Below are 22,187 nucleotides of genomic sequence, written 5' to 3' on the forward strand. Positions count from 1 at the left end.
TCGCGGGGTGGTCCCCCGCCGGCATGGCCCTGCTCGACGCCGGGCGGCCGGCGCTCGACGACGGGCTCGTCGGCGCCTACCTGCACCCGTCGTCGCCGCTCGAGGCGGGACCCGCCGCGGCGCTGGCCGGGGCGACCTCGATGATGGACGTGTCCGACGGGCTGCTGCGCGACGCCGGCCGGATCGCGCGCGCGAGCGGCGTGGTGGTGGACCTGGTCGCGCCGGCGCAGGCGTTCCCCGACGACGTCGCGCGGCTCGGCCTCGCCGCCGCGGCGCTGGACGCGTCGGCGGACCGCTGGGTGCTCGACGGGGGCGAGGACCACGGCCTGCTCGCGACGTTCCCGCCGGACGTGCCGCTGCCGCCCGCGTTCCGTGCGGTCGGGCGGGTGCGCGACGGGTCGCCCGGCGTCCTCGTCGACGGCTCAGCCGTGTCGCAGACCTCCGGGTGGGACCACTTCGGCGGTCGGTGACGACCCGTCGAGGCTCAGCCCCGGCGGTACCGGACCTCGAGGAGGCTCTCGCCGCCGACGTCGTCGTAGCGGTCCACGCCGTCCGCCTGGAAGCCGTGCCGCCGGTAGAAGTGCCGGGCCCGCTCGTTCTCGGCGAGCACCCACAGCGAGATCGGCGTCTTCTCGCCCACGGAGGAGATCACGGTGCGCATGAGGTCGCGGGCGACACCGTGGCCCCAGGTGCCGGGGTCGAGGTAGATGGAGTAGATCTCCCGGTCGCCGCGGCTCGCGTCCTCGTCGCGGCTGGGGCCGACGGTCACGAAGCCGACCACCTGGAAGCCGGCGAGCGCGACCCAGGTCAGCACCTGGTCGGACGGGCCCTGACGCAGGTAGGACGCCCACTCGCTCGCGCGCTGGTCCACGTCCAGGGCGGCGAGGTACCCCTCGGGCACGATCCCCGCGTACGCCTCCTGCCACGAGCGCACGTGCACTCGGGCGATCCCGGCGGCGTCGCCCTCGGCTGCGGGGCGGATCGTCACGTCGTCCAGCTGCTCGACCATGGACGTCACCCTGCCACACGGATCGGACATGGCGAAGGCCCACGAGGTGACAACCTCGTGGGCCTTGGCTTACGTCTGGAGGACGTCAGACGGCGCGCTGCACCTTGCCGGCCTTGAGGCACGACGTGCACACGTTGAGACGCTTGGGCGTCCCCGCGACGACGGCACGGACGCGCTGGATGTTCGGGTTCCAGCGCCGCTTCGTGCGCACGTGCGAGTGCGAGATGCTGTGCCCGAAGCTCGGGCCCTTGGCGCAGACGTCGCAGTTGGCAGCCACGGTCTTCTCCTGTTGCTCTGTACGGTCATCAGCCGCATGTGCGGCGAAGTCTTGAGTTCTCGGTGATCTCGGTGAGTGGCCGCGCACGAGCGACGCCGACTCCGAGAGAGGATTCGGGGGCCGCTGCGGGGCACCACCAGTGCCCGACATGGCCGGGCAACCGGTCAAGACTAGCCCATCTCGCACGTCGACCCAAATGTGGGTCCGATGCTGCAAGGTGGTGCCCGGACGGACTGCGCGAGCCCGCGGGCGACGGCAGACACACGAGGCCCGACGGAGGTGCGGTGGAGCGGCTCGAAGCAGGAGCGGTGCGCGCCTGGGCGCTGGCCTCGCACACCGCGCTGGCGGGGTCCCGCGACCGCATCGACGCGGTCAACGTCTTCCCGGTCCCGGACTCCGACACGGGGACGAACGTGCTGCTCACCGTGGCGGGCGGGGTGGAGGCGCTCGGCGCCGAGCCGGCCGTCGACGGGGAGGACGCCCGGGACGTCGCGCGGGTGTTCGCCCGGGGCGCCATGCGCTCGGCCCGCGGCAACTCGGGGGTCATCGTCAGCCAGTACCTCACCGGACTCGCGCAGGCGCTGCCCCAGGACCCGGACGCGCACGACGTCGCACGGTGCCTCGGGGCGGCGGCCCGCGCGGCCCGGGGCTCGATGCAGGAGCCGCAGGAGGGCACGATCCTCACGCTCGCGGACACGGTCGCCCGCAGCGCCGCCACCGCCGCGGACTCCGGTGCGGACCTCGCGACGATGCTCGACTCGGCCGTCGCGGACGCGCACCTGGCGCTGGCCGGGATCAGTGCGGCGCACCCCGTGCTGCGGGCCGCGCACGTGGTCGACGCCGGTGCCTGCGCCCTGCTCGTGCTCCTCGACGCGCTGGCGAAGGTCGTCGCCGGGCAGCCGGCCGACGCCGCCCTCGACTGGCTGCCGGCGGCGCCCACGCACCCCTGGCCCGTCGAGCAGGCGGGCGGAGCCTTCGAGGTGATGCTCCTGGTGAGCAGCGCGGACGCCGAGCTCGACGCCCCGCTGCAGGCGGCGATGGCGGTGCTCGGTGACTCGGTCGCGGTCGTCGGCGGCGACGGCACGTGGCACGTGCACGTGCACACCGACGACCCGTCGGCCGCGATCGCCGCCGCGGCCATCGGCCGCCGCGAGCAGGTGCTCGTGCGGCTGGTCGCGGGCGCCCACGCCTCGTCGGCCCACCACGACGAGGGCCGCTGCGGGGTCGTCGTGTGCACGAGCTCGCCGGACCTGGCCGCCTGGTACGCGTCGGCGGGTGCCGTCACGGTGGTGCGCTGCCCCGAGGCGGCCATCAGCACGCACCACCTGGAGCGCGCGGTGACGGACACCGGGGCGGCGCGCGTCGCGGTGCTCCCGGGCGACGCGGTCGACGCGGAGGAGCTGGCGCGGCTGATGACGACGCACCCGGGGGTCGAGCTGCTCGACGCGGGCGACGAGCTGCGGGTCGCGGTCGCGGCGCTCGCGCTCGCCTCGGCCTCGGACGCCGGACTGGCTGCGGCGCACGAGGCCCTGCTGCGGCTGCGCGCGGTCGAGCTGGACGACCCGGTCACCGTGCTCTCGGTGCGCGACGCGGCCGACGCGCTCCTGCGCTCCGCGACCGGACCGGTCGAGAGCCTCACGGTGCTGCTCCGGGACCCCGGCGCCGAGCTCGACGAGCTGGCCGCCTACCTCGCCGAGCACCACCCGGGTGTCGAGCCGACGGTGGTCGGGCCGACGGGTCGGGGGCCGGCGGTCCTGATCGGGCTGGACTGACCGTGGCCCGGCGACCGAGGGCACCCCGCAGCGGGCTGGTCTACGAGGACGGCGTGCACACCGATGTCGATCCGATGGACGAGCCGGTACCGGCCAAGAACGCGGCCGACCTCAAGAAGTTCGCGACGCTCGGCGTCGAGACGAGGTCCGACCTGCTCGTGCACTACCCCTGGCGGTACGCGGACTCGCGCGAGGTCACCGACATCGCGAGCCTCGCCATCGGGCTCAACGTCGCCCTGATCGCCCGCGTGCGCGGCGCGCAGATGAAGCACGCGGCGAAGACGGGCCGCCCGCGGGTCGAGGCGACCATCACGGACGGGAACCGCTCGCTCAGCCTGGTGATCTTCACCGCGAACGAGGGCATTGCCAAGTGGCACCTCGCCCGGCTGGCGGTCGGTGAGCTCGGGCTGTTCTCGGGCGAGATCAACGTGTTCAACGGTCGGCTGCAGCTGGCCAACCCGGTCTACCAGATCCTCGGCAGCGTCGAGGACGAGGCGCGGGCGATGGAGGAGGCCGAGTGGCCGATCCCGATCTACCCGGCCACCAAGGGGCTCGACTCCGAGGCCATCCGCGCGGCGCTGCGCAAGGTGCTCGACCCGCTCACCGACGACCAGGTCCCCGACCCGGTGCCGCCACAGATCCGTGAGTCGCGGGGCCTGGGCTCGCGCCTGAAGGCTCTGCGCGACGTGCACGTCCCGCGTGAGGAGGCCGACGTCCACCGCGGTCAGGCGCGCCTGCGGTACGAGGAGGCGTTCGTCCTGCAGACCGAGCTCGCGCGGCGGCGGTCCCGGGCCCAGCGGGAGGCGTCGACAGCGCGACCGCCGCGGACCGGTGGGCTGCTGGAGGCGTTCGACGCCCGCCTCCCGTTCGACCTCACGCCCGGTCAGCTCCTGGCGGGTGCGCAGATCGGCGACGACCTCGCGCACGACCGTCCGATGCAGCGGCTCCTGCAGGGCGAGGTCGGCTCGGGCAAGACCGTGGTCGCCCTGCGGGCGATGCTGCAGGTCATCGACGCCGGGGGACAGGCCGCGATGCTCGCCCCGACCTCCGTGCTGGCCGCGCAGCACGTCCGGACCCTGCGCGCCCTGCTCGGCGACCTGGCCGAGGGCGGGATGCTCGGCGGCTCCGAGATCGGCACGCGCGTCGCGCTGCTGACCGGGGCGCAGGGGGCGGCCGAGCGCAAGGCCAACCTGCTCGACGCCGCGAGCGGTCAGGCGGGGATCGTCGTCGGCACGCACGCGCTGCTGTCGAGCCCGGTCCAGTTCGCGGACCTCGGGCTGGTGGTGATCGACGAGCAGCACAAGTTCGGCGTCGAGCAGCGCGGTGCCCTGCTGGCCAAGGCCAAGAACGTGCCGCACCTGCTCGTCACCACGGCGACGCCGATCCCGCGGACGGTCGCGATGACCGTCTTCGGCGAGCTGGAGATCTCCGAGCTGCGCGAGGTGCCCGCCGGCCGCAGCGGCATCACGACGCACGTGGTGCCGGTAAGCGTGCCGGCCTGGATGGACCGGACCTGGCGCCGGGTCGGCGAGGAGGTCGCGCGCGGCGGGCGGGCGTTCGTCGTCTGCGCGCGGATCGACCCCGACGACGACGCCCTGACCAACGAGGACGACGGCGACCTGTACCTCGACGCCGACGAGCCCGTCACGGTGGGCGAGGCGACCGCCCCGGGTGCCAAGCCGCCGAAGCGGCCGCTGCGCGCGGTGCTCGAGGTCGCCGAGACCCTGCGGCAGGACGACCGGCTCGGCGGCGCCGCGGTCGGCGTGCTGCACGGCCGCATGTCGGGCGAGGAGAAGGACCAGGCGATCGCCGACTTCGCGTCGGGCAGGACACCCGTGCTCGTGTCGACGACGGTCATCGAGGTCGGCGTGGACGTCCCGGCGGCGACCGTGATGGTCGTCCTGGACGCGCACGTGTTCGGACTGTCGCAGCTGCACCAGCTGCGCGGACGCATCGGGCGTGGTCGCGAGCCCGGGATCTGCCTGCTCGTCTCGGACGCGCCCGAGGGCAGCACGGCCGGGCGCCGGCTCGAGGCGCTCTCCGCGACGACCGACGGGTTCGAGCTCGCGCACGTGGACCTCCTGCTGCGGCGCGAGGGCGACGTGCTCGGCGCCGCCCAGTCGGGCCGTCGCGGCGCCCTGCGGTTCCTCCGGGTGGTCAGCGACGGCGCGGTGATCGACCGGGCACGCGAGGACGCCCGGGCGCTGGTCGACGCCGATCCGGAGCTCGAGCAGTGGCCCGCGCTGCGGCACGCGATCGACCTGCAGCTGTCTGACGGGCGCGAGGAGTTCCTCGGTCAGACCTGACCGCTGGAGCGTCGGCGCGCGCGCACATCCGGCGCAGATACCCTGGCGAGCGTGTCGAAGCCCGTCATCAGCGCCAAGGACCTCCTCGTCGGCTATGGCGGCGCCCCCGTCTGCGCCCCTGTCACGTTCACGCTCGCGCCCGGCAAGGTCATCGCGCTCGTCGGCGCCAACGGCTCCGGCAAGTCGACCGTGCTGCGTGCCGTCATCGGCCTGCTCGAGCCGTCCGGGGGCTCGCTGCAGGTGTTCGGCACCAAGGTCGACGAGCGCGACGTGGGCTTCCGCACCAAGGTGGCCAGCGTGCTCGACGACGACGCGTACTTTCCGGCGCTCACCGTCTCCGAGCACCTGTACCTCACGGCCCGCGGGCACGGCGTGCGGGGTGCGGACCAGGTCGTCGCGGAGCTGCTCGGCGAGTTCGGGTTGGCCGACCACGCCAGGTCCCTCCCGGTGGCGCTCTCGTCGGGCCAGCGGCGCCGGCTCCTGCTCGCGGCCGGGTTCGTCCGGCCCCGCTCGCTCCTGGTCCTCGACGAGCCCGAGCAGCGTCTGGACCGCGCCATGCGCGACCGCCTCGCGGCCCGGATCGTCGCAGAGAAGAAGGCGGGGGGCGCGGTGCTCGTCGCGACCCACGACCCGGACCTGCTGCGCGCCGTGGCCGACCGCGCGGTGCACGTCTCGGACGAGGTCTCCAAGCTGTTGCCCCCCGACCAGGCGGCGGACCTGATCTCGCGGGAGAACCCAGCGTGAGCGCCGGTTCGAGCGACGGCGTGAGCGAGGTCGAGCACGACCGAGGCGAGGACGAGCCGGCAGTCCAGCCGTACGAGCTCGGCGCCGTCCCGGCCGCCCGCAGCATCCGTCGCTACACCGCGCAGGCCGCCAGCGCCCGCAGCAACGCGACGATCGGGTCGCTGCTCGGCGACGTCTACTACGCCGTGATCAGCATCGCGATCAGCATCGGCGTGGCGCTCGGGTTCTCCCAGGCGATGCGCGTGGCCCTGCCGCCGGAGCCGGACATCAGCAGCCCGCTGAGCCTCAGCCTGGCCAGCCTGGTGATCGTCATCCTCATCGCGCTCGCGGGCGTGGTGCTCTCGCTCGCCGGACGCCTCGGGCCGGTCGGCGCCGGGGGTGCGGAGGCCGCCTGGTGGCTCGGGCTGCCGGTCGACCGCCGTGGCCTGCTGCGCCCGTCCTCGCGACGACTGCCGCTGCTCGCGGGGTTCGTCGGCGCGGTGATCGTGGCGCTGCTGGACGCGGGCCTGCTCGCGGACGAGGGTTCGCGCGTCGTGCGGGTGGCCGCCGCCGCGGCCCTGGTCGCCGCGGGCATCGTGCTGGTCGCCGGTGTCGGCCAGTCGGCGAGCGTCTCGCGCCGCACGATCGCGCTGGTGGGCGACGTGCTCCTGTTCCTCGCACCGGTCGCCGCGGTCCTCCTGGCCTCGGTCGGCTGGTCGGTCGACGAGGTCCCGGGTCCGCCGTGGTGGCTCGTCGCGGTGCTCCTGGTCGTCGTCGGGGGGCTCGCGTACCTCGTCGACTCCCGGCTCGGCCGGATGCCCGAGAAGACGCTGCGTGAGAGCGGCTCGGTGGCCACTCAGGCCGCGGGAGCGGTCGTCTCGATGGACTCGCGCGAGCTCGGCCGGGCCCTCACGGACGGCGCCGCGGCGCCGGTCCGCCGCTGGACGTCGAAGCTGCGCACGGCCCGCGGACCGGCCACCGCCCTGGTGACCGCCGACCTGGTGGTCCTGCGGCGCTCGGCGCGGCACGTGGTCCAGCTCGCGGTCGCGGCCCTGGTGCCCGTGCTGGTGAGCACCGTGCCGCAGCTGGCCAGCCCGTTCGGGGTGCTGCTCGCGGTCCTCGTCGCCGGCTACGTCGCGATGAGCGCGACCGGCGAGGGCGCACGACGCGCAGAGATGGCGCCGATCCTCGACCGGCTCCTGCCGATCGACGCGCAGACCGTCCGGCGCCTGCGGATGATCGTCCCGGCCGGGGCGATGCTCCTCTGGTCGGTGGTCGCGTTCGCGGCTGTGGGCCGGTGGGCCTCCGACGTGCCCAACTGGATCGCCCTCGGCGTCATCTCGACCCCGGTGTGGGCGGCCGCGGCCGTCCGGTCGTCGTACCGGCCGGCCCCCGACTGGGGCGGCGCGCTCGTGTCGACCCCGATGGGCGCCCTGCCGACCGGTGTCGCGTCCGTCCTGGCGCGTGGGCCGGACCTCGTGGTGCTCGGCCTGCTGCCCGTGTGGATCGCGCTGCTGCTGCGCACGATCAACACACCGCTGATGCTCGCCCAGATCTGCCTGTCGGCGATCGCGGTGGCCATCGCGTCGTCGATCAAGAAGGGCTCCCTCATGGAACGGATGATGGACGCCCAGGAGAACGCCAAGGCGGGAGCCACGCGGTGACCCGGATCGTCGCGGGGTCGGTCGGAGGCCGGATCCTGCAGGTGCCGCGCGCCGGGACACGGCCGACCAGCGAGCGCGTCCGGGAGGCCCTGTTCTCGCGGCTCGAGCACCTGGACGTCGTCGACGGAGCGCGCGTTCTCGACCTCTACGCGGGGTCGGGAGCGCTCGGCATCGAGGCGGCCAGCCGCGGAGCGGCACACGTGACCCTGGTCGACTCGGCGCGCGACGCGGCCGACGTGTGCCGCCGCAACGTGGCGGCCCTCGGGCTCGATGGCCTCGTCGTCGTCGCGGCCGAGAAGGCCGACCGGTTCGTGCAGCGCCCGGCGACGTGGGACCTCGTCCTCGTCGACCCGCCGTACGACGTCACGGAGGACGACCTCGCGGCCGTCCTGGCGCCGCTGACCCTCTCGGCCCACGGGGTCCTGGTGGTCGAGCGCGGGCGTCGCTCGCCGGAGCCGACGTGGCCGGACGCCCTGGAGCGGTTCGACAAGCGCGCGTACGGCGACACGGTCATGTGGTTCGCCGAGGCGTCAGCCTCCTGAGCCGTGCAGGACGGTGAGGCACGGCCCACCGAGGTCGACCTCCCCGGCGCGCACGAACCCGGCGCGCTCGTAGAACGGCAGGTTCCGCGGGTCGCTCGTCGCTAGGTACGTGCCCAGCCCGTCGCGACGAGCCTGCGCGACCCCGGCGTCGAGCAGCGCCGCGCCGATCCCGCGACCCTGGTGCTCCGGCGCGACCGCGAGGTAGTTCAGGTAGGCGGCGGGCTCGGCGGGTGCGAGAGGCGCCGTGCGACCCAGCGCGGCCAGGATCTCGGCGGCACGCTCCGACCCGACGAGCAGGGCGAGCACGGCCGCGGGCGAGGGGAGCGACTCGGGAGGCGGGGGACCGGACGGCAGCCGCCACGCCGCGACGCCGACGACCGCACCGGCCCGCCGCGCGACGTGCACGCGCCCGCCGGCGAGGTAGCGGTCGAGCGACGGGCCGAGCCACGCGGCGCACGCGTCGTCGCGGGTGCCGGCGTCGGGGAGCGCCCAGACCATCAGCGGGTTGTCGCGGTAGGCGCAGGCGAGGACCGTGCGGATCGCGGGGGCGTCGGCCCACGTCGCGGACTCGATGCGCATCTCGATCGGCCTCTCGATCGGCATGGCCCGATGCTAGGGCGCCGCGTGTGGTCGCGACCTGGCGCACCCGCTGGCCTACCCTGACCGGGTGACCATCGCCGTCTGCCCCGGGTCGTTCGACCCGATCACCCTCGGTCATCTCGACGTGGTCCGCCGCGCGCGGTCGATGTTCGACGAGGTCGTGGTCGGCATCGCGGTGAACTCCGCCAAGTCGGCGCTGCTGAGCGTGGACGTGCGCGTCTCGCTGGCGCGCGCGGCGCTCGCGGAGATCGACGGGGTGCGCGTGGAGCCCGTGGACGGGCTGCTCGCCGACTTCCTGCGTCGCGTGCACGCGAACGCCGTGGTCAAGGGTCTGCGCGGCGGGGCGGACTTCGATGCGGAGCTGCCGATGGCGCTCATGAACCGGCACCTGGCCGAGGTCGAGACCGTGTTCGTCGTCGGGGACCCGGCGCTGGCACACATCGCGTCGTCGCTGGTCAAGGACGTGGCGCGGTTCGGAGGCGCGATCGACGACCTCGTCCCTGCGGGCGTGGGGGACGCGGTGCGTGCAGCAGTGGGACGAAGGGACGGAACATGACCGAGCAGGACCCGACGACGCGCCCCGAGGGGCTGACCGGCGTGCTGGACGCGATCGCCACGGCGGTCTCGACGGCGCGCGCCATGCCCATGTCGTCGTCCGTGCTGGTCAACCGCGCGGAGCTGCTGGACCTCGTCGAGCAGGCGCGCGACGTGCTGCCGACGCAGCTGACCCGCGCCGACCAGGTGCTCGCCGACGCCGCCGCGGCCCGTGTGGAGGCCCAGGCCGGTGCCGACGAGATCCTCGAGCAGGCGCGTCGCGAGGCGGCCGCCCTGGTCGACCAGGAGGCCGTCGTGGTCGCGGCGCAGGAGCGCGCCGGGCAGATCCTGGCCGAGGCGGAGGAGACGGCGGAACGGCTGCAGCGCGACGCCGACGACTACTGCGACCGTCGGCTCGCCGACTTCGAGATCGACCTGGGCAAGGTGCTCGGCCAGGTGCAGGCGGGACGCGCGAAGCTGGCCGGCCGCCTGGGCTCGGAATGAGACCTCCGCCACCCGCCGTCGATTTGGGTGGCCCGTCGTCCGTACCGTAGAGTTGTCCGTTGGTTCTGCCGGACATGGCACGGACCGAGATCAACGAGGGGACCCTGGCCGTGCAGCGCCCTGTTCACCTCGATCCTCGTTCGCCCTTCGTGCTCGATTCGCACGAGCTCGGGAGACGTCCAGGATCGACGCGGACCGTGCAGCGCACCGTGGCTGCCCCCGAGGATCTCGGTACTGACGTGATCGGCATCCCCACCGGGAACGACGTCGAGCTGGATCTGCGGCTCGAGGCGGTCATGGAGGGGGTCCTGGTCACCGGATCCGTCCGCGGCCGGGCGATCGGGGAGTGCGTGCGCTGCCTGGGTGAGGTCATCGAGGATGTCGATGTCTCGCTCACGGAGCTCTACGTCTACCCCGAGCGCGCGGCAGTTGCGGCCGAGGACGGTGACGACGAGGAGGACGTGCGTGAGCTCGAGGGCGATCTGATCGACCTGGAGCCTGCGTTGCGAGACACGGTCGTTCCGGCTCTGCCGTTCCAGCCGCTGTGCCGCCCCGACTGCCCTGGCCTGTGCTCCGAGTGTGGTGCCCGGCTGGCGGACGACCCTGACCATTCGCATGAGACGCTTGATCCTCGCTGGGCCGCTCTGGGCGGCCTCGTGAGCTCGAACGACGAGACGAAAGAGAGCTAGCCGTGGCTGTTCCGAAGCGCAAGATGTCGCGCAGCAACACCCGTGCGCGTCGGTCGCAGTGGAAGACCACTGCCACGACGCTCCACACCTGCCCGAAGTGCAAGGCGAACAAGATGCCCCACACGGCCTGCCCGTCGTGCGGCACGTACAAGGACCGCTCGTACGCCGAGGCTGTCCGTACCGAGTTCGAGGTTCGCTGAGCGCACGCCGTGCTGCACCCGATGACCGGAGGACCGGCGTGAGTGCCACGGCTGACCAGCTTCTCGTGCTTGCCCTGACGCACCGGTCGTTCGCGCACGAGGCCGGCGGGCTCCCGACCAACGAGCGGCTCGAGTTCCTCGGCGACACCGTGCTCGGCCTCGTCGTGACCGAGTCGCTGTACCGGACGCACCCGGGGCTCTCCGAGGGTTCGCTCGCGAAGATGCGGGCGGCCACGGTGTCCCAGCGGGCGCTCGCCGTCGTGGCCCGCGAGCTCGACCTGGGCAGCTATGTGTTGCTGGGCAAGGGCGAGGTGGCCACCGGGGGAGCGCAGAAGGACTCGATCCTCTCCGACACCCTCGAGGCCGTGTTCGGCGCGGTGTACCTCTCCCACGGTCTGGAGACGGCGCGAGGGCTCGTCGAGCGCCTCGTCGGCCCGTCCCTCGTGGCGGCGGCCGACCTCGGCGCCGGGCTCGACTGGAAGACCTCGCTGCAGGAGCTGTCCGCGGCCATGGGCCTGGGGGCTCCGGTGTACGACGTCGACGGCGAAGGTCCCGACCACGCCCGGACGTTCACCGCCCGGGCGGTCGTGGACGGCGTGCCGCGCGGGGTCGGCGTCGGCCGCGCGAAGAAGGTGGCCGAGCAGGACGCCGCCGCGGACGCGTACCGGGTGCTCGAGGAGCTCCGAACGGCGCAGGCCTGACGTGCCCGAGCTGCCCGAGGTCGAGACCGTCCGCGACGGGCTGGCGCGGCACGTGCTCGGCCGCACGGTCGTCGCGGTCGAGGTGAGCCGCGACTACAGCGTGCGGCGCCACACGGGCGGGCCGCTGGACTTCGCGGGCCGGCTGACGGGTCGCCGTCTGGACGCCGCCGTCCGCCGCGGCAAGTTCCTGTGGCTGCTCCTCGACGACGAGGACGACGCCCTCATGGCCCACCTCGGCATGAGCGGGCAGCTGCTGGTCCGCACCGAGCCCGTCGACCACCCTCATCTGCGCGTCCGGCTGACGCTCGACGACGGCTACCTCGACTTCGTCGACCAGCGCACGTTCGGCCACCTGAGCGTCCCCGACCTCGTGCCGACGAGCGACGGGGCGCCCGGCGGCCTCGGCTCGGACCGGGCGGCCGTCCCGGAGCCCGTGGCGCACATCGCCCGTGACCTGCTCGACCCGGCACTGGGCCACGACGCGCTCGTCGCGAAGATCCGCCGCAGGAAGACCGGGCTCAAGCGGGCCCTGCTCGACCAGACCGTCGTGTCGGGCATCGGCAACATCTACGCCGACGAGGGCCTGTGGCGCGCCCAGCTGCACTACGCGCGCCCGACCGAGAACCTCCGGGTCGCCGAGGTCGAGCGCGCGCTCGCGGGCGCCGCCGAGGTCATGACCGAGGCGCTCGAGCAGGGCGGCACCAGCTTCGACGCGCTCTACGTGAACGTGAACGGCAGCTCGGGGTACTTCGACCGGTCCCTCAAGGTCTACGGCCAGGAGGGTCGCCCCTGCCCGCGCTGCGGGACGGCCGTCCGTCGCGACGAGTTCATGAACCGCTCGTCGTACAGCTGCCCGCACTGCCAGCCGCGGCCGCGGAACGGGCGCTTCTAGTCCCGCGGCACCACGTTGCGCAGCTCGGCACCGGCCAGGAACGCGACGAGGTTCTCGCTCACGAGCTCGCCCGCGCCGAGGGGCCGACCGCCCGCGGCGTGCGGCGTGATCAGGATGCGCGGCTCGCGCCACAGCGGGGAGTCGGCGGGCAGCGGCTCCGTCTCGAACACGTCGAGGGCGGCGCCGGCGATGCGCCCGGTCTGGACGGCGTGCAGGAGCGCGGCCTCGTCGAGGACCGAGCCGCGCCCCACGTTGACGACGAAGGCGTGGTCCGGGAGCAGGTCGAACACGGGTCCGTCGACGACGCCCGCGTTCTGCGGCGTGCCGGGCAGCATCGAGACGAGGACGTCCGCACGGGGGAGCGCCTCGGGCAGGTCGAACGTGGAGATGACCGGGTAGCCGTGCCGGTCGCCCGCCGTCCGCGCGACGCCCCGCACGTCGGCGCCGAGCGCGGTGAGGATCGGCGCCAGGTGGGCGGCGATCGAGCCAAAACCCCAGATCAGGACGCGCGCGCCGGCCAGGCTGCGGAACTCCAGCCCCGGCCGGACCTCCTGCATGCCCCCGAGCTCGTGCGCCCAGCGGTGCTCGTCCTGGGCGCGCACGAGCTCGGGCAGCCGACGCGCCAGCGCCAGCAGCAGGGCGAGCGTGTGCTCGGCGACCGGACCGTCGTGCAGGCCGCGCCCCGACGTGACGACGACGTCCGGTGCGAACCCGGCCCCGAGGACCGAGTCGGGGCCGGCGGCGAGGGTCTGCACCCAGCGCAGGCGGGTCAGCCGTCGGGCGGCGTCGGCCATCTGCTCGTGCCCGTTGCCCCACACCACCAGCGCCTCGGCGTCGAGGGCGTCGTCAGGGAGCGGTTCGTCGATGTCGTAGCACAGGGCGCGCACGCCGTCGGGGAGGGTGGGCGAGTCGGACATCGACGAGGGCAGCAGGAGGGTGGTCACCTCGCTACGATGCCACCGTGCCTGCCAGCAGCGCTCACGCAGCAGTCGAGGCGCGCCCGATCGCGGTCATGATCGTCGACGATCACGAGGTCGTGCGCCGCGGCATCGCCGAGGTCGTCGACCGGGCGGACGGCATGCGCGTCGTGGCGGAGGCCAGCTCGGTCGCCGAAGGTCTGCAGCGCGCCGCCCTCGTGCGTCCGCAGGTGGTGCTCGTCGACCTGCAGCTGCCCGACGGCACGGGCATCGACCTCATGAACGCGCTGCACCGGGCGCTGCCCGAGACGCGGTCGATCGTGCTCACGTCGTTCGACGACGAGGAGGCCATGGACGCGGCGCTGGAGGCCGGCGCCGCCGCGTTCCTGCTGAAGACCGTGCGCGGCAACGAGATCTCGGACGCCATCCGCGCGGTGGCAGCCGGCCGGATCCTGCTCGACGAGCGGTCCGTCAAGAGCCACCGCTCCTCGCAGCCTGACCTGACCAGCACGCTGACGCCGAGCGAGCTGCGCGTGGTCGACCTGATCGGCGACGGCCTGTCCAACCGGGAGATCGCCGACCGCCTCGGGGTCGTCGAGAAGACCGTCAAGAACCACATCACGTCGATCCTGGCCAAGATGGGGCTGCAGCGGCGCACCCAGGTCGCCGCGTGGGTGGCGTCCCGCAAGCACTCGGGCTGGCGAGTGGACGGGTCCTAGCGCAGCATCCCGGCCGGTGCCGGGTCGTCGCGCCAGAGGCGTTCGGTCACCTGCTCGACCAGGGTGTGCACGTCGGGCTCGTCGGCACCCTTCCACTGGGCGATCATCGTGTGCAGCTTGGCCCGCTCGTTCTCCTTGAGCTGCTCGGCGACCGCGTCGCCAGCGGGGGTCGGGGTGACGGTCTCGCCGTCGATCTCCACGAGGCCGCGGTCGCGGAGCGACTCCGCGGTGCGGACGACGGCGGCTCGTTCCACGCCCGACCTCTCGACCATCACGTCGATGGTCCGTGAGCGCACCGCCGAGACCCGGGACAGCAGCCAGCACTGGCCCGGTGTGAGGTCGACGTCGAGGTCCTTGTTGAGGATCGTGTACGCGCGCAGCGGGTCCTGGTGGCCGACCTCGCGCCAGAGCAGGAGCCGCAGCTCCTCGTACGAGGTCCGGCTCGCCGGCAGGGCGAAGGACTCTCCCGGGTCGGGGCGGCTCGCGGCGGTCCGCAGCGTGACCTCCGGGATCAGCCAGGCCAGGACGAACGCGAGCGCGCCGACGGGGACCGCGTACAGGAAGATCGTGTGGATCGCGTCGGAGTAGCCGTCCAGGAACCAGTTCTGCACGTCGGCCGAGCAGCCGGCCAGGGCCTGCGACGTGGCGCTCAACGCCGGTGCCGAGCACGGACCGACGGCGTCGGCCGGCGGTGCGACGGCGAGGTTCGAGGTGAGCTTCGAGCTGAACACCGAGCCGAACACGGCGACGCCGACGCAGCTGCCGATGGTCCGGAAGAACGTCGCGCCGCTCGTCCCGACGCCCAGGTCGCGGTACTCGACCGCGTTCTGCACGGCGAGCACGAGCACCTGCATGACCATGCCGAGCCCGGCGCCGAGCACGAACATCGACAGGCCGGACTGCAGAGGCGTGGTCTCGCGGCCCATCTGCGAGAGCAGGTACAGCCCGATCGTGAACACGGCCGTCCCGACGATGGGGAACACCTTGTACCGGCCCGTGCGGCTGATCAGCTGGCCGCTGCCGATCGACGTGAGCAGCAGGCCGGCCATCATCGGGATCATCTCCAGCCCGGACTGCGTCGGCGACGCGCCCTGGACCTGCTGGAGGTAGAGCGGCAGGTAGGTGATCGACCCGAACATCGCGAAGCCGACGACGAAGCCGACCACGGACGTCGTCGAGAAGACGCGGTTGGTGAAGAGGCGCAGCGGCATCACGGGCTCGGGCACGCGGGCCTCGACGAGGCCGAACACGACGACGGAGACGACCGCGAGCAGCCCGAGCCCGATCACCTCGACCGAGTCCCAGGCCCACGTCCGCCCGCCGAGGCTCGTCACGAGCACGATGCAGGTGGCGAACGTGGCCAGGAGCAGGATGCCCCAGTAGTCGATCTTGGGGGACCGGCCGGCCTTGGTGACGGGAAGGACGGCGAGGACGACCGCGAGGGCGACCGCGCCGATGGGCAGGTTGATGTAGAACACCCACCGCCAGGTGAAGTTGTCGACGAAGAAGCCGCCGAGCAGCGGACCGGCGACGCTCGCAACGCCGAACACGGCCCCGAAGGCCCCCTGGTACCGGCCGCGTTCCCGCGCCGGGACGACGTCCCCGATGATCGCCTGCGCCAGGACCATGAGGCCGCCGCCGCCGGCCCCCTGGACGGCCCGCCAGATGATCAGCTGCGTCATCGTCTGCGACGTCCCCGCCAGGGCCGAGCCGATGAGGAAGATGACGATGCACAGGACGAACAGCGTCTTGCGGCCGTAGAGGTCGCCGAGCTTGCCCCACAGCGGCGTGGTCGCGGTGGACGCCAGCAGGTAGGCGGTCACCACCCACGACAGGTGCTCCGCCCCGCCGAGGTCGCGCACGATCGTCGGCAGCGCCGTCGCGACGATGGTCTGGTCGAGGGCCGCCAGCAGCATCGCGAGCATGAGCCCGCCGAAGATCGCCCAGATCTTGCGTTGCGTGAGCTGGGCGGCCGGAGCCTGGTCGACCTGCGCCATCGGGACCTCCCCGACCCGTGGGTCAGGGCAGTGGTGCCGACCACGCGAGCGTCGTGCCCCCGCCCTCGCGCAGGGACTCCACGACGAACGTCCCACCTCGGGCGCGTGCTCGCGAGGCGAGATTGGTGGTGCCGGACCGACGCGCGGGTCCCGTCGGCATGCCGACGCCGTCGTCCCGCACCTCGACGCGGACAGCCGACGGGGTCACGACGAGCCGCACGTCGACCGTGTGGGCCTCGGCGTGGCGCGCGGCGTTGGCGAGCGCCTCGCGCACCACCGCGACGACGTCGGAGGCGAGTGCGCCCTGGACCCGCTCGTCGAGCCGGTCCTCGTCGAGGTCGCCCGCGGCCACCTGCGCACCGTCGAGGGTCGCGACGAACGTCGGCGCGAACCCGAGCCCGGTCTGCGCGAGGTCGACCTCGCGCCGCAGGCGTGCCACCAGGCCGACGCCGCCGTCCGGGTCGCGCAGGTCGTGGACGATGTGCCGGATCTCGCGGACCGAGCCGTCGACGTTCTCGAGCGCGTCCTCGACGATCTCGGTCAGCTCGGTCGCGTCGACGCCGCGGGCGGCGCGGCGCCGGACCGTCTCCAGCTGCAGACCCGTGGCGAACAGCTGCTGGATCGCGAGGTCGTGCAGGTCGCGCGCGATGCGCTCGCGCTCGTCGAGCAGCGCGGCGGCGTCCTGGGCCGCCCGCGCCTCGGCGAGCACGTAGGCGAGGGCGGCCTGCTCGGCGAAGGCGACGGCCGTCACCAGGTCGGCCTCGTCGAACTGAGGGCCGCCGACGCGGCGCAGCAGTATCAGCACGCCGAGCCCGCGACCGGGTGCACGGAACGGCGCGTACAGTGCCGGCCCGAACTCGCGCAGGACGGGGACGGCCACCGAGGAGGCGGCCTGCAGCGACGGGATCGTGATGCCCTTGCCGGTCATCAGGACGATGTTCGCGCGGGTGCCCGATGCCATGGGCGCACCGACCAGGCGGTCGCCGCCCGGACCGACGGCCAGCTCGACGAGCAGCTCACCGTCGACCCCGGGCAGGGCGAGCGCCGCGACCTCCGCCTCGCCGACGCCCCGGGCCGTCGAGGCGACGTGCCGCAGGGCGTCCTCGGCGTCGACGCCCTCGAGCAGCATCGTTGTGATCGCCTGCTCGGCGCGCAGCCAGGTCTCCCGTCGCTCCGCCTCGGCGTACAGCTGGGCGTTGGCGATCGCGGCGCCGGCGGCGGCGGCGAGCGCCTCGGCGATCTTCTCGTCGGCGGCGGTGAAGGGGACGGGCTTGTCCGCGAGGTACAGGTGCCCGAACACCCGCGACCCGACGTGCAGGGTGGCGCCGAGGAACGAGCCGTGGGCCGGGGTGCCGACGTGCGGGAAGCCGTCGAACGACGGGTGCTGGCGCAGGTCGACCAGCCGGTGTGCACCCTCGGTCGGCAGGCCGCCCAGGATCGCGGGGCGCTGCGGTCCGTCCCGGAGCGCCGCCGCGAGGGCGCCGGCCTGGCCCGCCCGCACGAAGGTGATCGCCCGGCCGTGGGAGTCGCGCACGTCGATCGCGCCGTACCGGGCGCCGGTGAGCCGCGCGCTGATGCGCACGAACCGGTCGAGCACCGCCTCGAGCTCGAGCTCGCCCGCCACGGAGACCATGGCGTCGAGGAGCTGGTCAAGAGCCTCGGGCGTCAGGGCGAGGGACGTCGGCACCACCTCGTCAGGCACGAGCAGTCCCTCCGCCCTCGCTCTCCAGGTCCAGAGCCACACGGTAGTCGGGAACGGTCTCGCGCAGGTGGGCGTGCGTGCCGCGGGCCTGCACGTGCCCGTCGTCGAGCCACAGCACGTCGTCCGCGGCGTCGAGCGGGCTCAGGCGGTGCGTCACGACGACGACGCCGCGAGGGTCGTGCAGGAGGTCTCTCACCAGGGCGTCCGCCGTGGCCGGGTCGAGGTGCTCGGCCGGCTCGTCGAGCAGCAGCAGCGGGGCCGACGAGAGCAGGGCGCGCGCGACGAGCAACCGCCGGCGCTCACCGCCCGAGACGGTGCGCGCGTCCGGTCCCAGGGTGGTGTCGAGCCCGTCCGGGAGGCCGGCCAGCCACGGGCCGAGCGACACGCGCTCCAGCACGGCGATCGCCTCGTCGCGCGTCACGTCTCCGCGCGCGACGCGCAGGTTCTCCAGCACGGTGGTGCCGAACACGTGCGCGTCCTCCGTGCCGACCAGCACCGTCGCGGTGACCGCCTCGCGTCCGTAGGCGGCGACGTCGTGCCCGTCGAGCGTCAGCGTGCCCGACCGCGCCGGCAGGAGGCCGGCGAGCGTCAGCAGGGTCGTCGTCTTCCCGGTTCCCGAGGGCCCGACGATCGCGACGGACCGGCCGGGGTGCAGCGCGAGGTCGAGGTCCTGCACCACCGCGGGGCCCTCGGGCCAGGCGCAGACCAGGTCGGCGGCGACGAGGTCCGGCTGCGGCCGACGGGGGTCGCCCTCGACCGGCGCGGGGCCGTCCTGCGCGTCCAGCAGCGCGAGCACCCGGGCGGCGGCGGCACGCGAACGGTGCACCTGGATCATGGCTGCGGGCAGCAGCATCGTCGCCTCGAACGCGGCGAGCGGGGTGAGCACGATCACCGCGAGGTCCACCGCGGCGAGCTGCCCGGAGGTGACGGCGGGGATCCCGGTGACCAGCGCGGCGAGGACCGCCAGCCCGACGGCGAGCTGCCCGAGCCCGGCGGCCAGGGCGGCGGACGGTGCGCCGCTGTCGGTCGCGGCGGCGATCCGGGCGTCGGCGTCGCGCAGCGCGGTCATCTCGGTCGGCACGCGGCCGGCGACGAGGAGCGGGCCGGCGTCGTCGAGCAGCCCGAGCGCCGAGGCCGTCATGTCGGAGTGCCCCTGCACCGCGCGCTGCTCGCTGAGCCGCGCGCCGCGGGACGCCAGCGCCGGTGCGACCACCCCGGCGAGCACGAGGCACGCGGCCAGCGCGATCCCGGCAGGTGGCCAGAACAGGCACATGACGACCGACGTCAGCAGCCCGAGCAGGGCGGCGACCCCGATCGGCAGGAGCCCCCGCACGACGACGTCGCCGACCGCGTCGACGTCCGAGCCGACCCGGGCGAGCAGGTCGCCCCGCCGCAGGCGCAGCAGGGCCTCCGGCCGGCCGGTCGCGAGCCGGTCGTAGAGGGTGGTGCGCAGCTGTGTCATGCCGCGCAGCGCGACGTCGTGCGAGACGAGCCGTTCGAGGTAGCGCAGGACGCCGCGCCCGATGCCGAACGCGCGGACCGCGACGGTCGCGACCGAGAGCTCGAGCACCGGTGGCATCTGGGAGGCGCGGGCGATCAGCCAGGCGGCCGTGCCGGCGAGCGCGACCGCGCACCCGAGGGCCAGCGTGCCGAGCACCAGGGCCAGGGCGACGCGCCGCCGGTCGACGTCGAGCAACCCGACGGCGCGGCGCAGCGTCCCGCGCGGGGGCCTCATGCGGGCACCGCCGCGTCGACGTCGCTGCGGACCTCGACGACCGTGTCGGCGCAGGCCACGAGCGACGGGCGGTGCGCGACGAGCAGGACCGTCCGTCCGGCCTCCCGCAGGGCACGCACCGTGTCGAGGACCACCGCCTCACCGGCCGCGTCGAGGTGCGCCGTCGGCTCGTCGAGGATCACCAGGGGTGCGTCGGAGACGAGTGCCCGCGTCAGGGCGACCCGCTGCCGCTGCCCGAGGCTGAGTCCCTCGCCGCCGCGTCCGAGCTCGGTCTGCCAGCCGTCCGGCAGGGTCGCGAGGACCGCGTCGAGGCCGGTGAGGGCCGCGGCCCCGGCGTGCGTGCCGCCGACGATCGAGGCGATGGTCCCGGGTTCGAGGACCGGTCGCTGGGGGAGCCACGACACCTGCGACCAGAGGGTCGCGGGGTCGACCTCCGCGAGGTCGAGCGACCCCACCGTCACGGAGCCCTCGTCGGCCGGGACCAGGCCCAGGAGCACCTCGACGGTGGTCGTCTTGCCGACGCCGCTGGGCCCCGTCAGGGCGACCACGGTCCCCGGACGTACCGTCAGGTCCAGGCCCGCCGGGGTGAGCCCGCCGGCGGTCCGGACGCCGACGGTGGTCAGGGTGATCGTCGCGGTGCGCAGGTCGGGTGCCTGTGCGACACCGCGAGCGGGCACCGGCGTCTCCAGGACCGCGAACGCCTGCGCGGCGGCCGCGACCCCGTCGGAGGCCGCATGGAACTGCGTCCCGACCTGGCGCAACGGCAGGAACACCTCAGGCGCCAGCACGAGCACAGCGATCCCGGTGGTGAGCGCGAGGTCGCCGTTCACCAGGCGGAGCCCGATCGCGACCGCGACCAGAGCCACCGAGAGCGTGGTCAAGAGCTCGAGGACCATCCCGGACAGGAACGCGATCCGCAGCGTGCCCATGGTCGCCTCGCGGTGGGCGTCGCCGAGGGCCCGCACCCGGGCGCCCTGCCCGCGCTCGCGGCCGTGCGCCCGCAGGGTCGGCAGCCCGGCCAGCAGGTCGAGCACCTGTGCGCCGAGCCGCTGCATCGCGACCAGGCCCCGCTCGGACCGGCCCTGGGTCAGCTTGCCGATCAGGATCATGAAGATCGGGACGAGGGGCAGGACCGTGACCATGATGGCCGCCGAGATCCAGTCCAGGCCGAGCACGACGAGCAGGACGGCGGGCGTCACGGTCGCCGCGAGCAGCAGCTGGGGCAGGTAGCGGACGAAGTACGGCTGCAGGTTGTCCAGGCCGCGCGTGGCCAGCGTGACGACACCGGGCCCTTCGCCGGAGGCGAGCCAGCGGGGGCCCAGCGACACCGCGTGCTGGACCACCTGCTCGCGCAGCTCCGCGATCGTCGCGACCGCCGCCCGGTGCGCGAACCGCTCCTGGCCGGACGTCACCAGCACGCGCGCGACGACGACGACCGCGAGCCACCCGATCGTCGGACCGAGCGAGGCGAGCGTCGCGCCGTCGTGCACCGCGCCGCCGAGGGCGTGCGCCAGCAGGAGCGCCTGGCAGACCACGAGCGCCGCGGTGACGATGCCGAACGCGGTCGTCAGGTAGACGTACCCCCGGGCGGAGCGGGCGTAGCGCAGCAGCCGCGGGTCGAGCGGCCTCACTCCCGGGCAGCCGGCTGGCGCTCGAGCGGCGGAACCTTGTCGAACGTCAGGCCCGTGTGCTCGGGGATGTTCGCCGTCGAGATCCGCCTGCGGAACACCCAGTACGTCCAGCCCTGGTAGAGCAGGACCACGGGCGTGAGGATCACGGCGACCCACGTCATCACGACGAGCGTGTAGTGCGTCGAGGAGGCGTTCTCGATGGTCAGCGAGTTGGCCGGGTCGAAGGCGGGCATGACGTCGGGGTACATGGACCCGAAGATGAGCACCACGGCGGCGACGATGGCCACCGCCGAGGCGGTGAACGCCAGTCCCTCGCGACGACCACGGGCGGCGACGACCACGACGACGAGCGAGACGGCGGCGACGGCCACCGCGATCCACGTCCACGCCACCGAGTACGCGACCTGCGCCCAGATGGCCCAGGCAGCGGCGACGACGAGCGTGACGACCGACGAGCGCGCCGCGAACGCACCGGCCCGCGCCCGGATGTCCCCGTCGGACTTGAGGGCGAGGAACACGGCGCCGTGCGTCAGGAAGAGCAGCGTGGTCGTCGCGCCCCCGAGCAGCGCGAACGGGTTCAGCAGGGCCCCGAAGCCGCCGACGTACTGGTGGTCCGCGTCCAGCTCGACGCCGCGCACGAGGTTGGCGAACGCCACTCCCCACAGGACGGACGGGACCCACGACCCGAAGATCAGCGCGCCGTCGGCGAGCGAGCGCCAGCCGTCGGTGTTGATCTTGCCGCGCCACTCGAACGCGACGATGCGCACGATGAGGGCGACCAGGATGAGCAGGAGCGCGAGGTAGAACCCGGAGAACATCGTGGCGTACCACTCGGGGAACGCCGCGAACGTGGCGCCGCCGGCCGTGATCAGCCAGACCTCGTTCCCGTCCCAGACGGGACCGATGGTGTTGATCATGACGCGGCGGTCGCGGTCCCGGGCGGCCCGGTCCCCGCGGGCGAGCAGCCCGAGGAGCATGCCGACGCCGAAGTCGAACCCCTCGAGCACCAGGTAGCCGGTCCACAGGACCGCGATGAGCAGGAACCAGACGACGGTGAGATCCATGGCCCTGGC

General features: G+C 73.9%; 21 protein-coding genes and 1 pseudogene. 13 read left to right on the top strand and 9 right to left on the bottom strand.

The window, feature by feature from the left end; genetic code table 11:
- Positions 1-470: pseudogene (locus tag AC1DUE_RS18645) on the top strand (thiamine-phosphate kinase); the annotation flags it as partial.
- A gap of 14 nt (positions 471-484) precedes the next feature.
- Here AC1DUE_RS18645 and AC1DUE_RS18650 read toward each other — a convergent pair.
- Complete coding sequence (locus AC1DUE_RS18650) at positions 485-1,009, bottom strand: N-acetyltransferase family protein (protein WP_477040909.1); 525 nt, start codon at positions 1,007-1,009, stop codon at positions 485-487.
- Positions 1,010-1,094: 85 nt separating this feature from the next.
- Complete coding sequence (gene rpmB / locus AC1DUE_RS18655; RefSeq protein ID WP_029289091.1) at positions 1,095-1,286, bottom strand: 50S ribosomal protein L28; 192 nt, start codon at positions 1,284-1,286, stop codon at positions 1,095-1,097.
- 284 nt (positions 1,287-1,570) lie between these two features.
- On the opposite strand from rpmB, the gene AC1DUE_RS18660 reads away from it, so the two are divergent.
- Genes AC1DUE_RS18660 through rsmD form a run of 5 tightly spaced genes read left to right on the top strand, consistent with a single transcriptional unit; the run spans position 1,571 to position 8,293 of the window.
- Positions 1,571-3,058 carry a DAK2 domain-containing protein gene (locus AC1DUE_RS18660; RefSeq protein ID WP_477040910.1) on the top strand — a complete coding sequence of 496 codons (1,488 nt, stop codon included), beginning with the start codon at positions 1,571-1,573 and terminating at the stop codon, positions 3,056-3,058.
- A 2-nt stretch (positions 3,059-3,060) separates the two neighbouring features.
- Entirely contained in the window at positions 3,061-5,364 is a 2,304-nt protein-coding gene (locus AC1DUE_RS18665) for an ATP-dependent DNA helicase RecG (RefSeq protein WP_477040911.1), read from the top strand.
- Between the two features lie 51 nt (positions 5,365-5,415).
- Complete coding sequence (locus AC1DUE_RS18670; RefSeq protein WP_477040912.1) at positions 5,416-6,108, top strand: ABC transporter ATP-binding protein; 693 nt, start codon at positions 5,416-5,418, stop codon at positions 6,106-6,108.
- Positions 6,105-7,751 (top strand): DUF6297 family protein, encoded by a 1,647-nt coding sequence (locus tag AC1DUE_RS18675; RefSeq protein ID WP_477040913.1) that lies wholly within the window; start codon positions 6,105-6,107, stop codon positions 7,749-7,751. The genes AC1DUE_RS18670 and AC1DUE_RS18675 overlap by 4 nt, the downstream gene beginning before the upstream one ends.
- Entirely contained in the window at positions 7,748-8,293 is a 546-nt protein-coding gene (rsmD, locus tag AC1DUE_RS18680; protein WP_477040914.1) for a 16S rRNA (guanine(966)-N(2))-methyltransferase RsmD, read from the top strand. Before AC1DUE_RS18675 ends, rsmD begins: the two co-directional genes overlap by 4 nt.
- Here the strand turns inward: rsmD and AC1DUE_RS18685 are convergent.
- Entirely contained in the window at positions 8,282-8,896 is a 615-nt protein-coding gene (locus AC1DUE_RS18685; RefSeq protein WP_477040915.1) for a GNAT family N-acetyltransferase, read from the bottom strand. The genes rsmD and AC1DUE_RS18685 overlap by 12 nt on opposite strands.
- Positions 8,897-8,960: 64 nt before the next feature.
- Here AC1DUE_RS18685 and coaD point away from each other — a divergent pair, with 64 nt between their 5' ends.
- From coaD to mutM, 6 genes are all read left to right on the top strand, one after another.
- Positions 8,961-9,449 (top strand): pantetheine-phosphate adenylyltransferase, encoded by a 489-nt coding sequence (coaD, locus tag AC1DUE_RS18690; protein WP_477040916.1) that lies wholly within the window; start codon positions 8,961-8,963, stop codon positions 9,447-9,449.
- Positions 9,446-9,931, top strand: a complete 486-nt coding sequence (locus AC1DUE_RS18695; RefSeq protein WP_477040917.1) for a hypothetical protein — start codon at positions 9,446-9,448, stop codon at positions 9,929-9,931. The genes coaD and AC1DUE_RS18695 overlap by 4 nt, the downstream gene beginning before the upstream one ends.
- 110 nt (positions 9,932-10,041) lie before the next feature.
- The gene (locus AC1DUE_RS18700) at positions 10,042-10,620 is read left to right on the top strand and encodes a YceD family protein (RefSeq protein WP_477040956.1); all 579 of its coding nucleotides are present in this window, start codon (positions 10,042-10,044) and stop codon (positions 10,618-10,620) included.
- Between the two features lie 2 nt (positions 10,621-10,622).
- On the top strand, positions 10,623-10,820 hold the full coding sequence (gene rpmF / locus AC1DUE_RS18705) for a 50S ribosomal protein L32 (RefSeq protein ID WP_028046804.1): 198 nt from the start codon (positions 10,623-10,625) through the stop codon (positions 10,818-10,820).
- 38 nt (positions 10,821-10,858) lie between these two features.
- On the top strand, positions 10,859-11,521 hold the full coding sequence (rnc, locus tag AC1DUE_RS18710) for a ribonuclease III (RefSeq protein WP_477040918.1): 663 nt from the start codon (positions 10,859-10,861) through the stop codon (positions 11,519-11,521).
- 1 nt (position 11,522) lies between these two features.
- On the top strand, positions 11,523-12,413 hold the full coding sequence (gene mutM / locus AC1DUE_RS18715) for a bifunctional DNA-formamidopyrimidine glycosylase/DNA-(apurinic or apyrimidinic site) lyase (protein WP_477040919.1): 891 nt from the start codon (positions 11,523-11,525) through the stop codon (positions 12,411-12,413).
- On the opposite strand, the gene AC1DUE_RS18720 is transcribed toward mutM, so the two are convergent.
- Entirely contained in the window at positions 12,410-13,357 is a 948-nt protein-coding gene (locus tag AC1DUE_RS18720) for an NAD(P)-dependent oxidoreductase (RefSeq protein WP_477040920.1), read from the bottom strand. The genes mutM and AC1DUE_RS18720 overlap by 4 nt on opposite strands.
- Before the next feature lie 68 nt (positions 13,358-13,425).
- Between AC1DUE_RS18720 and AC1DUE_RS18725 the strand changes: the two genes are divergently transcribed.
- Positions 13,426-14,049 (top strand): response regulator, encoded by a 624-nt coding sequence (locus tag AC1DUE_RS18725; protein ID WP_477040957.1) that lies wholly within the window; start codon positions 13,426-13,428, stop codon positions 14,047-14,049.
- Here the strand turns inward: AC1DUE_RS18725 and AC1DUE_RS18730 are convergent.
- The 5 genes from AC1DUE_RS18730 to cydB are packed head-to-tail and all read right to left on the bottom strand — an operon-like array spanning position 14,046 to position 22,178.
- The gene (locus tag AC1DUE_RS18730) at positions 14,046-16,046 is read right to left on the bottom strand and encodes an MDR family MFS transporter (protein WP_477040921.1); all 2,001 of its coding nucleotides are present in this window, start codon (positions 16,044-16,046) and stop codon (positions 14,046-14,048) included. The genes AC1DUE_RS18725 and AC1DUE_RS18730 overlap by 4 nt on opposite strands.
- A gap of 22 nt (positions 16,047-16,068) precedes the next feature.
- The gene (locus AC1DUE_RS18735; protein ID WP_477040922.1) at positions 16,069-17,748 is read right to left on the bottom strand and encodes a GAF domain-containing sensor histidine kinase; all 1,680 of its coding nucleotides are present in this window, start codon (positions 17,746-17,748) and stop codon (positions 16,069-16,071) included.
- Entirely contained in the window at positions 17,741-19,483 is a 1,743-nt protein-coding gene (cydC, locus tag AC1DUE_RS18740) for a thiol reductant ABC exporter subunit CydC (protein ID WP_477040923.1), read from the bottom strand. Before cydC ends, AC1DUE_RS18735 begins: the two co-directional genes overlap by 8 nt.
- Positions 19,480-21,114, bottom strand: coding sequence for a thiol reductant ABC exporter subunit CydD (gene cydD / locus AC1DUE_RS18745; RefSeq protein ID WP_477040924.1), 1,635 nt, complete (start codon positions 21,112-21,114; stop codon positions 19,480-19,482). Before cydD ends, cydC begins: the two co-directional genes overlap by 4 nt.
- Entirely contained in the window at positions 21,111-22,178 is a 1,068-nt protein-coding gene (cydB, locus tag AC1DUE_RS18750; RefSeq protein ID WP_477040925.1) for a cytochrome d ubiquinol oxidase subunit II, read from the bottom strand. The genes cydD and cydB overlap by 4 nt, the downstream gene beginning before the upstream one ends.
- Positions 22,179-22,187: the final 9 nt, after the last annotated feature.

Source organism: Cellulomonas sp. P4_A2, assembly GCF_056402515.1.

Excerpts from the sequence above, each read along its gene's own strand:
- cydC (WP_477040923.1), bottom strand. The coding sequence starts at position 19,483 with ATGAGGCCCCCGCGCGGGACGCTGCGCCGCGCCGTCGGGTTGCTCGAC.
- AC1DUE_RS18695 (WP_477040917.1), top strand. The coding sequence starts at position 9,446 with ATGACCGAGCAGGACCCGACGACGCGCCCCGAGGGGCTGACCGGCGTG.
- AC1DUE_RS18685 (WP_477040915.1), bottom strand. The coding sequence starts at position 8,896 with ATGCCGATCGAGAGGCCGATCGAGATGCGCATCGAGTCCGCGACGTGG.
- AC1DUE_RS18725 (WP_477040957.1), top strand. The coding sequence starts at position 13,426 with ATGATCGTCGACGATCACGAGGTCGTGCGCCGCGGCATCGCCGAGGTC.
- AC1DUE_RS18730 (WP_477040921.1), bottom strand. The coding sequence starts at position 16,046 with ATGGCGCAGGTCGACCAGGCTCCGGCCGCCCAGCTCACGCAACGCAAG.
- AC1DUE_RS18650 (WP_477040909.1), bottom strand. The coding sequence starts at position 1,009 with ATGGTCGAGCAGCTGGACGACGTGACGATCCGCCCCGCAGCCGAGGGC.
- cydB (WP_477040925.1), bottom strand. The coding sequence starts at position 22,178 with ATGGATCTCACCGTCGTCTGGTTCCTGCTCATCGCGGTCCTGTGGACC.